The organism is Methylobacterium crusticola (assembly GCF_003574465.1).
Taxonomy (GTDB): domain Bacteria; phylum Pseudomonadota; class Alphaproteobacteria; order Rhizobiales; family Beijerinckiaceae; genus Methylobacterium; species Methylobacterium crusticola.
In genome coordinates this window covers 13,665-26,518 of record NZ_QOWC01000008.1, presented here as the reverse complement: position 1 = coordinate 26,518, position 12,854 = coordinate 13,665, and the positions used below count along the sequence as shown (strand labels likewise).

13 protein-coding genes are annotated in these 12,854 nt (G+C 76.1%); all 13 read right to left on the bottom strand.

Annotated elements, in window-relative coordinates:
* Positions 1–64 precede the first annotated feature (64 nt).
* On the bottom strand, positions 65–1,468 hold the full coding sequence (locus DT057_RS09335; RefSeq protein ID WP_128561816.1) for an FAD/NAD(P)-binding protein: 1,404 nt from the start codon (positions 1,466–1,468) through the stop codon (positions 65–67).
* A 133-nt stretch (positions 1,469–1,601) separates the two neighbouring features.
* Positions 1,602–2,189 carry an SAM-dependent methyltransferase gene (locus DT057_RS09330; protein ID WP_128561815.1) on the bottom strand — a complete coding sequence of 196 codons (588 nt, stop codon included), beginning with the start codon at positions 2,187–2,189 and terminating at the stop codon, positions 1,602–1,604.
* Positions 2,186–2,923 (bottom strand): PIG-L deacetylase family protein, encoded by a 738-nt coding sequence (locus DT057_RS09325; protein ID WP_128561814.1) that lies wholly within the window; start codon positions 2,921–2,923, stop codon positions 2,186–2,188. The genes DT057_RS09330 and DT057_RS09325 overlap by 4 nt, the downstream gene beginning before the upstream one ends.
* Positions 2,923–4,059: an acyl-CoA dehydrogenase family protein gene (locus DT057_RS09320; protein ID WP_128561813.1), complete on the bottom strand. Its 1,137-nt coding sequence runs from the start codon at positions 4,057–4,059 to the stop codon at positions 2,923–2,925. Before DT057_RS09320 ends, DT057_RS09325 begins: the two co-directional genes overlap by 1 nt.
* A gap of 100 nt (positions 4,060–4,159) precedes the next feature.
* Positions 4,160–4,666 (bottom strand): DNA polymerase ligase N-terminal domain-containing protein, encoded by a 507-nt coding sequence (locus DT057_RS09315; protein ID WP_128561812.1) that lies wholly within the window; start codon positions 4,664–4,666, stop codon positions 4,160–4,162.
* Positions 4,659–5,852, bottom strand: coding sequence for a glycosyltransferase family 2 protein (locus tag DT057_RS09310; protein ID WP_238313419.1), 1,194 nt, complete (start codon positions 5,850–5,852; stop codon positions 4,659–4,661). Before DT057_RS09310 ends, DT057_RS09315 begins: the two co-directional genes overlap by 8 nt.
* Positions 5,853–6,138: 286 nt before the next feature.
* Positions 6,139–7,866: an FAD-binding protein gene (locus DT057_RS09305; RefSeq protein ID WP_238313421.1), complete on the bottom strand. Its 1,728-nt coding sequence runs from the start codon at positions 7,864–7,866 to the stop codon at positions 6,139–6,141.
* A complete protein-coding gene (locus DT057_RS09300) occupies positions 7,863–8,699 on the bottom strand; it encodes an SDR family NAD(P)-dependent oxidoreductase (protein WP_128561810.1) in 837 nt (278 codons plus the stop codon). Before DT057_RS09300 ends, DT057_RS09305 begins: the two co-directional genes overlap by 4 nt.
* A 22-nt stretch (positions 8,700–8,721) precedes the next feature.
* On the bottom strand, positions 8,722–9,453 hold the full coding sequence (locus DT057_RS09295) for an SDR family NAD(P)-dependent oxidoreductase (protein ID WP_128561809.1): 732 nt from the start codon (positions 9,451–9,453) through the stop codon (positions 8,722–8,724).
* A 55-nt stretch (positions 9,454–9,508) separates the two neighbouring features.
* Positions 9,509–10,225: an ABC transporter ATP-binding protein gene (locus DT057_RS09290; protein WP_128561808.1), complete on the bottom strand. Its 717-nt coding sequence runs from the start codon at positions 10,223–10,225 to the stop codon at positions 9,509–9,511.
* Entirely contained in the window at positions 10,218–10,991 is a 774-nt protein-coding gene (locus DT057_RS09285; protein ID WP_128561807.1) for an ABC transporter ATP-binding protein, read from the bottom strand. The genes DT057_RS09290 and DT057_RS09285 overlap by 8 nt, the downstream gene beginning before the upstream one ends.
* 12 nt (positions 10,992–11,003) lie before the next feature.
* Positions 11,004–11,921: a branched-chain amino acid ABC transporter permease gene (locus DT057_RS09280; protein WP_128561806.1), complete on the bottom strand. Its 918-nt coding sequence runs from the start codon at positions 11,919–11,921 to the stop codon at positions 11,004–11,006.
* Positions 11,918–12,820: a branched-chain amino acid ABC transporter permease gene (locus DT057_RS09275; protein WP_128561805.1), complete on the bottom strand. Its 903-nt coding sequence runs from the start codon at positions 12,818–12,820 to the stop codon at positions 11,918–11,920. Before DT057_RS09275 ends, DT057_RS09280 begins: the two co-directional genes overlap by 4 nt.
* Positions 12,821–12,854: the final 34 nt, after the last annotated feature.

Below are 12,854 nucleotides of genomic sequence, written 5' to 3'. Positions count from 1 at the left end.
GCGCCCGAGGCACGCCTCAGGCGTGCGCCCGAGGCACGCCTCAGGCGTGCGCCCGAGGCGCGCCTCAGGCGCGCTGCGCCGCCGCGACCGGCTCCGCCCGCCGGGTCCCCAGGCGGGCCGCGACGGTCCGGGCGAGCGCGGCGGCCTGGCCCCGGATGTCCGGCACCGCCGTGCACTCCCACAGGGTCCCGCGCAGGAGCGGGCCGAGGGTCCAGAGCGGCCCGCCGGCCTCGCCGTGCGCGTCGACGAGGGCGAGGTCGTCCGCCACCGCGAGGCCGAGGCCGAGGGCGTCCGCCCGGATCAGGCCGCGCGCCATCAGCCGCCGCAGCAGCAGGTCGTCGGTGTCGGCGACGCGGCCGACGCCGGCGGCGTCGATGATGCGCTGGACCGCGACGACGCCCGGGGCGCCGCCGCGCTCCCGCAGGGACACCCGCGCGAAGCCCGCCTCGTCGGCGATGGCGGTGACGCGGGCCCGGCGCAGGGTGAGCCCGCCCCGCTCCAGCTCGCGCGCCACGATCTCGGCGGCGGGCGGCGCCATCCGGTGGCGGTGCACGTCCCAGACGGCCCGGACGTGCCGCAGGAAGCGCTGCTGCTCGGCGAGGGGCAGGCCGCGCCAGAGCTCGACGCTGGCGCCCCGCAGGGCGTCGATCACGCTGCGCCAGTCGGCCCCGGCGGCGCTCGCGCGGGCGACCTCCCGGCGGATCGCCCGGACGAGGGCGGGGAGCGAGCGGCGCACCGCCGCCGGCAGGTCCGGGGCCGGCCAGGGCACCACCGGCGCGTGGACCCGGGGCAGGAGGCCGTGGCGCGACACGCCGAGGATCGGCCCCGTGAAGCCCCGCTGGCGCAGGGCCGCCACGGCGTCCACCATGGTGAGGCCGGTGCCGACGATCAGGAGCGGCATGTCGTCCCGCAGGTCGTCGAGGCGGCCCGGGTCCCAGGGGTCGATGGCGTAGCGGCTGCGCGGCCCGCGCGGGCTGCGCAGGTTGCCGCAGGCCAGGACCGCGCCCGCGACGAGGCGCGTCCGGCCGGCCGCGAGGGTCAGGCGGTAGCCCCCCTCGGCCGGCGCGAGGTCCACGACCTCATCGTTCTCCAGCATCAGGCGCGGGCCCGCGGCCGGCTCGGACAGGGCCGCGACGAGGAGGTCGGTGAGGTAGCGCCCGTAGACGCCGCGCGCCGCGAACAGCCCGGCCGGCGTCGCCCGGGTGCCGGCGGCGCCGTCGGGGGCGCCGCGCTCGAGCCACTGCGCGAAGTGCCCGGGCTCGTCCGGGAAGGCGCTCATGTTGGCGGCCCGGACGTTGAGCAGGTGATCGGTGCAGCCGGTGGCGTAGGCGAGGCCGCGGGCGAAGGCGCCCGACTTCTCGCACAGCAGCACCGGGCGCTCGGGCATCAGCCGGCTCAGGTGGATCGCCGCCATGGTGCCGCTGAAGCCGGCACCGATCACCGCGATGGGAGGCAGGGTCGTTCGCATCGGCGCCGGTCTCCGCGTGACGACGCGGCGGGCGCCGTCCCGGAGCAATCTGGATCGGGCGCGGCGCCCGGCCAGGGCCGCGGGCCCCGGTTCGTGACGGCCGGCGCGGACCGTCACGATCTAGCGCGGGCCGTCACGGTCCGGCGCGCAGCACGTCGAGGCGGTAGGCCTCGGTCCGCTCCTGGCGGGTCGGCGTCAGGAAAGCCCGCGCGCCCTCGATCAGGAGGCCCGCGGCCTCGTCGCCGGTCAGGGGATAGTGCGTCTCCCCGGTCCAGTGCACCAGGACCGCGTCCCCGCCCGGGTTCAGGGCCCCGCGCAGGCGCTCGACGAGGTGCGCCACGTCGGCGGCGTCGAGGTAGTAGACGACCTCGGACAGGAGGATCAGGTCGAAGCGCCCGGGCGGCCAGGCGCCGGGGATCCGGGTCTGGGCGAAGCGGACGTGGCCGAGGTGGCCGCACCGCGCCCGCGCCTGCGTGAGGGCGCTCTCGGCGACGTCGAGGGCGAGGAGCGCGTCGCAGCGCTCCGCCAGGGCCGCGGTCAGCACGCCGATGGAGCAGCCGACCTCCAGGGCCGCGGCGTAGCGGGCCCGCGGCAGGGCCGCGAGGGTCGCGGCGTACTTCCCGCGCTCGTAGTCGCTCGTGGCGAAGCGCCAGGGGTCGGGGTCGTCGGCGTAGCGGGCATCGAAGTAGGCGGGGGGCAGGGACGCGGTGTGCCGGCTCACGGGGCGACCTCCAGGAAAATCTCGAACGGCCGGGCGAAGCGGGCCAGCATCGCGGGCGCGAGGCGAAAGCCCTGCGGATCGTCGTCGATCAGGTCCGTGACCTGCGAGCGGTGGGCGGCGACCGCCCGGGCCTTCGCGCCGAGGTGGCGCGAGACGTCGAGGCGCATCCCGCGGGGGGCGGGGCCCACCTCCGTCTCCCCCGGCAGCGTCCAGCCCCAGACCGGGTAGGCGTGGAGGCGCACGCCCTCGAGCGCACGGGCGGCGCGGCGCGCCAGCGCGGCGGCGGCCTGGTGGTCGCAATGGGGATCGTGCGCCCAGGTGACGAGGAGCGCCCCGGCCCCGCACGCCCGGGCGGCCCGCGCGATCGCCTGCGCGGCGTCCTCCGCCTCCGGGCCGGCGGCCGGCACGAAGCGGTCGGGCAGGCGCAGGAAGCCGACGCTGCCCGCCTCGAGGCCGAGCGCCGCGACGGCCGCCAGGGTCTCCGCCTCGCGCAAGGCGCGCAGGCGCTCCGGCGGATGGCTCGGCGAGCCCGGGTGCGAGCCGACGCCGTCGCTCACCACCACCAGCCGCACGGGCACGCCGCGCGCGCAGGCCTCGGCGATCAGGCCCCCGCAGCCGAGGCTCTCGTCGTCGGGATGGGGCGCCACCACGACGAGGCCGCCGCCTCCGGCGAGGTCGGCGAGGTCGCCGAAGGGCAGCGCCTCCGCGGCGGCCAGGAAGGCGTCGGCCCGCATCACGGCTCTCCCGGCCGCCAGAGGTCGCCTGCGAGGCCCCCCGCCGCCAGGATCTCGGCCGCCGCCTGGGCCAGCGCCCGGTCCGGGGCGGGCTGGCGCAGGTAGGTCGCGAGGTCCCGCGAGAGCCGCTCGAGCGGGTGCTCGCGCAGGAAGCCCTGGAGGCCGACCGAGCGCTGGGCGAGGCGCAGGACGTCGAGCCCGGCCTGCTCCACCGCGAGCCGGGCGAGGTTGACGAAGGCGACGAGGCGCGCGGGCGCCAGCGCCTCCGCGGCGACGCACTCCGCCGCCCGCGCGACGAAGTGCCGGGCCCCCTCGAGCGCGAGGGCGCCCTCGCCGAGGCGGGCGAGCTGGTGGGGATCGTCGCCCCGCCCGGTCCGCGCGAGGTGCGCCCGCCAGGCGTCGAAGACGGCCTCGATGCCGCCGAGCTGCACCGCGGCGAAGCGCCAGGCGCCCCCGGAGAACAGGGGCTGGCGGTGGTAGTCGTCGGGCCCGCCGAGCACGGCGTCGCCCGGGAGCGCGAGCCCCGTGAAGTCGACCGTGCCGGTGGCGGAGGCGCGCATCCCGTGCGCGCGCCAGGCCGAGAGGTCGGCCCGGGTGCCGGGCTCGAGCGGCACGACCAGCATCAGGGGGGGGCCGCCGGGGGCGCGGCGGGCCGTGACGAGGGCCCGCGTCACGAAGCCCGCGCCCGACGCGAAGGTCTTGCACCCGGTCAGGCCGCGCTCCGACAGCACGAGGCCGCCCTCCGGGGGCTCGGTGTTCCAGACCCCGAACAGGTGGCCGGCGCGGGCATCCGCGAACAGGCGCTCGCGCTGGCCCGGGGCGCCGAAGCGGGCGACGAGCTGGAGCGCGTTGACGTGCCCCTCGTAGACCCGCCCGAGCGCGAGGCTGCCGTAGCCGACGAGGCGCAGCACCTCGCGCAGGTCCCGCGCGCCGGCCTCCTGGCCGAGCCCGGCGCCGCCCGCCTCCCGCGGCACGGGCGCGCCGAGGAGGCCCAGGCGCCCGAGATCGGCCACGTCCTCGGCCGGGAAGCCGCCGTCGTGGTCCTGGTCGCCGGCCCGCGCCGTCGCGGCGCGGGCCGCCTCGCGCGCCGCGCGGCACGGGTCCGGGTGGTTCGCCGATGGGGCTCTCTCGCTCACGTGATCCGCCTCTCCCGGCGCGTAGGACCGCGCCCGTGCCGCCGCCTCGGCCCCGCCAGCCCGGGGCCCGTCATCACCGGACCGCGCCCCGCGGGCCCGCTCAGCCCGCCGCCGCGATCTCCTCGACCGTGCGGCCCGTGGCCACCGAGCGGGCTTGCGCCTCCAGCACGTCCGGGTCCCCGGGCCGGCGGGCCGCCTCGTCGGCGGACTTGACCAGCAGCCAGGAGACGCGCCGCGCGCCGGGACGCTCCTTCATCCGCAGGAGCCGCCAGCGCCCGCCGAGCTTGACGCCGCGGAGCCGGAACGCCAGGGAGCCGGCGGCGAGCCCGAGCGCCGGGTCGCCCTCCGGCTCCCAGGTGCCCCGGTCCCAGAGCAGGACGACGCCCGCGCCGTAGCGTCCCGGCGCGATGACGCCCTCGAAGTGGACGTAGTCGAGCCCGTGATCCTGCACCGGGATCGCGAGGCGACGCTCGCCCGCGACGAGGCTCGGCCCGCGGGTCACGGCCCAGCTCTTCAGCACGCCGGCGAGCTCCAGCCGGACGTCGTAGTGCAGCCGCCGCGCCGCGTGCTTCTGGACCGCGTACATCAGGCCCGCGCGCTCAGGCATTCTCGACGCCCTCCGCGGAGGAATCCCGGATCGCCATGGTGGCGCCGAGGGAGGTGAGCGCCCCCGGGCGCGCCGCCCCGGCGGGCGAGCCCGCGATGAGCCCGGCGCGCCGGCACTGGCGCCCGACCTGCGCCCCGGTGCGCAGGAGGGCGAGCAGGGCCTCCGTGCGGCGGATCTGGGCGGCGAGCTCCCGCGGCCGCAGCGGCGCGCGGGCGAGGCGGGGGCTCGCGGCCTCGACGGCCGCGAGGATCCGGCTCACGGCCGGCAGGGCCGCGATGGCGCGCGCCTCGTCCCGCGGAATGTCGAGCCAGGGGGCCCACAGGATGGTCCGGTCGAGCCGGCCCCGGGCGTGAAGCCGCCGCAGCCGGCGGCGCCAGCCGTAGCGCCAGAGGGCGCGCGGCAGCGCCTCCAGCCGCGGGTCGCAGGGGCTCTCGGGCTGCGCGCAGCGCAGCTTCATGGTGTCGGCCGCGCCACCCGGCGCGCGCCCGTCGAGGCGGCCCGAGGTGATGACCGTGATGTCCGGATCGTGGCGCACCCGGGCGCCGTGGGCCTGCAGGCTCGCCACGAAGGCCCGGTCCTCGCCGACCGGGACGGCCGGCATCCCGCCCACCGCGCGGTAGGCCGCGAGGCGCACCGCCAGCGTCGCGCCCGAGGTGGTCCAGTGGCAGGGCCACGGGTCGTGCGGCACGGGATCGATGCGCGCCGCCAATTCGGTGAGGAGCGCCTCGTAGCGTCCCTCGAGGCGCCCGCGGGCGTGCAGGGCGGCGGGCAGCCGGGCGGCCTCGTCGGGATCCAGCGCGATGCGTCCCGCCACGGCGTCGGCCCCCGCCTCGAGCGCGGCGCGGTTGCGCGAGACCCAGTCGGGCGGGACCCGGCTGTCGGCGTCGGTCGTCAGGATCGCGCCGTCGGGGACGCCGTCCTGCTCGAGCCACTCGGCCGCCGCCTGCATGGCCTCGCGCCGCGCCCAGCCGGCCTGCGCGCCGGCGAAGTCGCGCGCGACGACCCGCACGCGGCAGCGCAGGCCCGGGAGCACGGCCGCGACCTCGTGCGCGGTGCCGTCGGTGCAGTTGTTCAGGAACAGCACGACGCCGACCGTCTCGGCCCCGTCCTGCCGGTCGAGGGCCTCCAGGCACGCCCCGATGCGCTCGGCCTCGTTGCAGACCGGGATGGCGACGACCGCCCGCACTGTCGCGCTCGCGGCTCGCTCCGTCCCGGCGCGAAGCGTGTCATATGCGGCTTGCGTCAATACGCGGTACTCCGGCGGGCCCGAACACGACCGCCGGCAACCCATCCTACAACCGGCGACATGTGGACCGGTTCTCCTGTGTCGCAACCCGATCGTGCGCCACCATGGCGCAGGCCGGGGGAGCGCCCGCGGCCGCGGGCCCGCCGCGGGAAAGCCCCGGGCGACGGGGCGGGCGCCCTCAGCGCGCCGCGACCCCGCGTGCCGCGCCGCGAGGCGGCCGCCCCCTTCAGGCGGGGTTTCGGGCGAGGTGCCGGCCGGCGAGCCAGCCGAAGGTCAGGGCCGGCCCGAGGGTGATCCCGGGGCCCGGGTAGGTGCCGCCCATGACCGAGTTCATGTCGTTCCCGGCCGCGTAGAGGCCCGGGATCGGTCGGCCGTCCCGGTCGAGCACGCGGGCGTTCTCGTCCGTCACGATGCCGCCGGCCGTCCCGATGTCGCCCGGATAGACCCGGACGGCGTAGAACGGCGCCGTCTCGAGCGTGCCCAGGCAGGGGTTGCGGTCCGCGGCCCTCGGGTCGCCGAGGTAGCGGTTGTAGGCGTCCCCGCCCTTGCCGAAATCCTCGTCCCGGCCCTGCTGCGCGCCGCGGTTGAAGGACGCGACGCTCCCCGCGAGGGCGGCGGCGTCGAGGCCGAGCTGCCGGGCGAGGTCGTCGAGGGTCCGGCCCTCCGCGAGGTAGCCGGCCGCCACGAGGTGCCGGAACGGGCGCCCGCCCGGCAGGGCGAGCCCGAGGCCCCAGCGCTTCAGGAAGGGGGCGTCGCAGATCAGGTAGGCGGGGATGCTCGGGACGCTCCGGTGGCTCTCGTGCATGGCGAGGCCGAACTCGTGGTAGGAGGTCGCCTCGTTGACGAAGCGCCGGCCGGCGCCGTTGACGGCCATCAGCCCCGGCTTCGCCCGCTCCCAGACGAGGTGCGGGTACCGCACCACGGTCCCGTCGGGCTTCTCCAGGATCGAGACCGGGGCGTGGAAGACGTTCGAGGCGTTCTCGCCCCGCACCGTCGCGCCGGCGGCCTCGCCGAGCCTCAGGCCGTCCCCGGTGCTGGCGGCCGGCGCCATCGACCAGGCGCCGGTCGGGCGGGGCAGGAGGGCGGCGCGGCGCTCCGGGTCGTTCGGGAAGCCGCCGGTGGCGAGCACGACGCCGCGGCGGGCGCGGATCGCCACCTCGCGCCCCTCGCGCGCGACCACGAGGCCGACGACGCGCCCGTCCTCCAGGACGAGGCGCCGGGCCGGGCTCTCCAGCCAGACCGGGATCCCGCGGTCGAGGACGCTCTTGTAGAGCCGCCCCGCCAGGGCGTTGCCGAGCACGAGGCGGGTGCCGCGCCGGTGGCGCAGGCGGTCGGCGGCGTAGCGGGCGACGAGCCTCATCCCGTGCTTCCACGAGGCGAAGGACCGGGTCGCGCCGAGGAGGTGGTGGACGTCCGTCATCGTCACCATCATGCCGCCGAGCACGCTGAACTCGGGCAGGGGGTCGCGCAGGGTCGCGAAGTGCGCCCCCAGCGCGCGGCCGTCGAAGGCGAGCGGGTCCATCGAGCGGCCGCCGAGGGCGGCGCCCTCGGCGTCGGGGTAGTAGTCGGGCGAGTAGGTCCGCGCCACGAGCCGCAGCTCGGTGTGGCGCTCGAGGTAGTCGAGCATCCGCGGGCCGGCCTCCAGGAAGGCGAGCTTCATGGCGTCGCTCGACCAGTTGCCGACGATGCGGTCGAGGTAGAGCTTGGCCCGCTCGAGCGTGTCCGGGTGGCCCGCCTCGGCGCTGCGGGCGTTGCCGGGGATCCAGACGGCCCCGCCCGAGACCGCCGTCGAGCCGCCGACCCGGTCGGTCTTCTCCACGAGGATCGCCCCGAGCCCCTCGATGGCCGCCGTGAGCGCGGCGCTCATGCCGCCGGCGCCGGCGCCGACGCAGATCACGTCCGTCTCGAGGTCGAAGGTCGCCGGGGCCGCGGCGTGCGCCGCCGCCTCGCTCACAGCGCGGCGCCCCGGCGCGAGTAGTTCGTCACGCTCCAGCCGCCGTCGACGGCGAGCACGTGGCCGCTGACGTAGGAGGCCTCCTGCGAGCACAGGAAGTAGATCGCGTTGGCGACGTCCTCGGGCCGCCCGAGGCGCGGGAACGGGATCGGGTCGATGTTGAGCGCCTGGAAGCGGGGGTCGGCGTCGATGCGCCCGCGGGTGAGGGCGGTCTCGATCACGCCCGGCGCCACGGCGTTCACCCGGATGCCGGCGGGGCCGTAATCGGCCGCCATCTGGCGGGTCAGCCCGACGACCGCCGCCTTGGTGGCGGCGTAGGGGGCGACCCGGGGATGCCCGAACAGCCCGAACACCGAGGCGAGGTTGACGATCGCCCCGCGGCCGGGCGCGAGGTGCGGCAGGGCCTCGCGCGAGAAGCGGAACAGCGCGCGCAGGTTGACGTCGACGTAGCGGTCCCACTCGGCGTCGCTGGTCTGGTCGGCCGCCTTGGCGTTGCCGATGCCGGCGTTGTTCACGAGCCAGTCGAGGCGCCCGAAGTGCCGCAGGGCCGCCGCGACGGCGGCGGCCGGGGCGCCCTCGGCGGTGACGTCCTCGACGAGGGTCGCGACGCGGCCCGGGTCCCCGGCGAGGCGGCGCGTCTCCGCGACGCCCTCCGGGTCGCGGTCGAGGGCGAGCACCCGGGCGCCGGCGCACACGAAGCGCAGGGTGGTGGCGCGCCCGATGCCGGAGCCGGCACCGGTGACGAGCGCGACGCAGGGTTCGCCTGCGGGACCGCCCGCGCTCACGGGATCGCTCACGGGATCGCTTACGGGATCGCTCACGGGATCGCTCATGGGGTTGCCTCCTGCGGCCGGTTCAGGCCGCCGTGCCGCCGAGGGACTTGCCGCCGTCGACGAACAGGACCTGGCCGGTGATGAACGCGGTGCGTGGCGAGACCAGGAAGGAGACCGCGTTCGCGACGTCCTCGGGCCGGCCGGCCCGCCCGGTCGGCTGCAGGGCGAGCTGCGCCTCGATCCGCTCCGGCGTCATCTGGCGCAGGAGCGGCGTGTCGATGAGGCCCGGCGCCACCGCGTTGACGAGGATGCCGCGGCGGATCACCTCCATGGCGAGGGCCCGCGTCAGGCTGACCACGCCGCCCTTCGAGGCGACGTAATCCACCTGGTTGCGGGCGCCGAGATAGGCCCGCGAGGCGATGTTCACGATCCGGGCCCCCGCCTCCATCCGGGTGAGCGCCGCCTTGGCGAGCAGGAAGGGCGCGATGGTGTTGACCTCGTAGGCGCGCCGGAAATCCTCGGCCCCGGTCGTCTCGAACGGCCGGTCGCGGAACAGCCCGGCGTTGTTGACGAGCGCCCGCAGGGGCGGCAGGTCGGCGACGAGGCGCGCGACCGCCGCCTCGTCGGTGACGTCGAGGCCCCTCGCCTCGGCCGAGAGGCCGCCGGCCCGGAGCCCGGCCGCGACCTCGCCGGCGAGCGCTTCGTTCAGGTCGGCCACCACGACGTGGAAGCCGTCCTCGGCCAGGCGCCCGGTGATGGCGCGGCCGATGCCGCTCGCGCCCCCGGTGACCAGGGCATAGGGTCTCTCGCTCATCGGCGGCTCCGCTTCAGGTGCTCGTTTCGGCGCGTCACGCGCCCGGATCGGCGCCTCATGCGCCCAGGTAGGCGGCGCGCAGGCTGTCGTCGGCGGCGAGGTCCGCCGACGCGCCCTCGGCCACCACCTCGCCGTTCTCGAGGATGTAGGCGTAGTGCGAGACCGCGAGCGCGACGGCGGCGTTCTGCTCCACGATCAGCAGGGTCAGCGCCTCGTCGCGGTGCAGCCGCACGATGATGTCGAAGATCTGCTGCACCAGGAGCGGCGACAGGCCGAGGGAGGGCTCGTCGAGCAGGAGGAGCCGCGGCCGGGCCATCAGCGCCCGGGCGATCAGCAGCATCTGCTGCTCGCCGCCCGACATGGTGCCGGCCATCTGCCGGAAGCGCTGGGCGAGGATCGGGAAGTAGCCCGTCATCACGTCGATGTCGCGCGCGATGCCGGCCCGGTCGCGGCGCAGCTGGGCGCCGATCACCAGGTTCTCGTGGACCGTCATGTCGCGGAAGATCTCGCGGCCCTCCGGCACCTGGGAGATGCCCGCCGCCACGACCCTGTCCGAGCCGAGGCCCCGCAGCGGGCGGCCGGCGAGGCGCACCTCGCCGTGCGTCGGCGTCACGATCCCCGAGATGACGTTGAGGGTCGTGGTCTTGCCGGCGCCGTTCGCCCCGAGCAGGGCAACGATGCCGCCCTCCGGCACCCGCAGGCTCACGCCCGACAGGGCCTCGATGCGCCCGTACCCGGCCGAGATGCCGGAGAGCTCGAGGAGGTCAGCCATGGTGCGTCGCCTCCCCGGCCTGCTTCGTGCCGAGATAGGCCTCGATGACGCGGGGATCGCCGCGCACCGCCTCGGGCGTGCCCTCCGCGATCTTCTCGCCGAAGCTCAGGACCGTGATCCGGTCGGAGATCGACATCACGAGCTGCATCACGTGCTCGACGAGCAGGATGGTGATGCCCCGCTCCCGGTTGAGGTCGGTCAGGATCGTGTCGAGCCGCTCGATCTCCCGGGAGCGCAGCCCGGCCGCCGGCTCGTCGAGGAGCAGCAGGCTCGGGGAGAGCGCGAGGGCCCGCGCCACCTCCAGGAGCTTCTGGCGCCCGAAGTCGAGGCCGTTCGCCCTCACGTGGCGGACATCCGCGAGCCCGGTCCCCTCCAGGATCTCCTCCGCCCGGGCGCGGGTCCGGGGCGAGGCCGGCCACAGGCGCTCGACCAGGCGCGTCTCGAGGCGCGAGAACGCCCCGAGCATCACGTTCTCGAGCACCGTGAGCTCGTTGAAGAGCTCGAGGTTCTGGAAGGTGCGGGCGATGCCGAGGCCGGCCATCGCGTGGGCGGGCAGCCCGGTGATGTCGCGCCCCTCGAAGCGGATCCGTCCCTCGGTCGGGCGGTAGATGCGCGACACGCAGTTGAACACCGTCGACTTGCCGGCGCCGTTCGGCCCGATGAGCGCGTGGATCGCGCCGCGCGCGACGCTCATCGAGAGGCCGTTCACCGCCGTGAGGCCGCCGAAGCGCATGACGATGCGGTCGAGGGCGAGGTGGCTGTCCATCGCGCGCCCTCCTCAGCGCCGGCCCACGAGGGCGAACACCCCGCGGGGGGCGTACATCATGAACAGCATCAGGATGCCGCCGTAGATGACCTCCTGGTAGGACGGGACCTGGCGCAGGAGCTCAGAGACCAGCCCGAACACGACCGCGCCGCCGACCGCCCCGGTGACCGACCCGATGCCGCCGACCACGATCATGGTCAGGACCAGGATCGTGGTCTGGAAGCCGAGGCTGTCGGGGTGGATGAAGGTCGAGAAGGTGGTGAACAGCCCGCCCGCCGCGCCGGCGAGGAACGCCGACAGCGTGAAGGCGAGGAGCTTGGTGCGCCGCACGTCGATGCCGACGGCGGCGGCCGCGACCTCGGACTCGCGCACGGCCCGGAAGGCGCGCCCGAGGCCCGAGGCGTGCAGGCCGGCGACGAGGGCGATGACGACGAGCGTCACCCCGGCGACGACCGGGAAGGCCGCCTTGTCGGACAGGATCGGCCGGCCGAGGAACGAGGCGGGCGGGATCGCGAGGCCGTTCGGCCCGCCCGTGACCGGCGTCCAGTTCAGGAACACCCACTGCATCGCCTCGCCGAAGGCGAAGGTCGAGAGCGCCAGGTAGATGTCGCGCATGCGCAGCGACAGCACGCCGATGGCGAGGCCGCACAGGGCCGCGAGGACGCCGCCCGCCAGGAGCGCCGCCAGGAAGGGCAGGCCCAGGACCTTCGAGGAGAGCGCCGCCGTGTAGATGCCGATGCCGTAGAACGCCGCGTGCGCGAGCGAGAACTGGCCGGCCTCGCCGATGACGAGGTGGAGGCCGAGCGACAGCACCACGAACACCAGGAGCAGGTTGGCGATGTAGACGACGTAGCCGGTGGCGAGCGCCGGCAGCGCCAGGCCGAGCCCGACGAGGACGACCGCGACGGCGGCGAGGACGCGCGCGCTCATACCTTCCTCACCCGGAGACGGCCGCCGAACAGCCCTTGCGGCTTGAAGACCAGGACCAGCATGATGATCACGAACGGAGCGACGTTGATCGCCCGGGTGGAGACGAAGAGGCCGACGAGGTTCTCGGCGACGCCGATGATGAAGCCGCCGACCACGGCGCCCGGCAGGCTCGTGAACCCGCCAACGATCGCGGCCGCGAACGCGAGGGTGACGACGACGCCCATCTCGGCGGTCATCAGGAGCTTCGGGGCGATCAGGATCGCGGCGACGGACGAGATGCCGCCCGCGAAGGCCCAGACCAGCCTCTCGGTGCGGCCGAGGTTGATCCCGACGAGCTGCGCGGCCCGGCGGTTCATGCCGACCGCCCGCATCGCCCGGCCGGTCCGGGTCAGGTTGAAGACCGCGAAGAAGGCCGCCATCACGGCGAGGGCGGCGGCGAGGATCGTCAGGTCGAGGTAGCTCAGCGAGGCCTCACCGAGGGTCACCGAGCCGTCCGGCACCACCGACGGGAAGGTGCGGGGCGTGTCGCCGAAGCCGGTCGCCCGCACGAGGCCCTTGAGCACGTAGGACAGGCCGAGCGTCGCGATGACGAGGTTGACCGCGACCCCGCGCGCGGCGGCGACCCGGCGCAGCACGACGCGCTGGAACAGGCCGGCGGCGAGGGCCGCCGCCACCAGGGTGAGGGGCAGGGCGAGCCAGATCGGGACGCCCGCGATCGCGATCAGGAAGAACGCGAAGTAGGCGGCCGCCATGTAGAACTCGCCCTCGGCGAAGTTCGCGACGTCGGTCGTGCGGAACACGATCACGATGGCGATGGCGAGCAGCGCGTAGACCGAGCCCGTGACGAGGCCGGACGCGATGCCCTGCTGGAGGAACAGGAGGACGATGTCGGAATCCATGCGGGCGGCCGGGCGTTTGCGTGGGGGCCGGCCC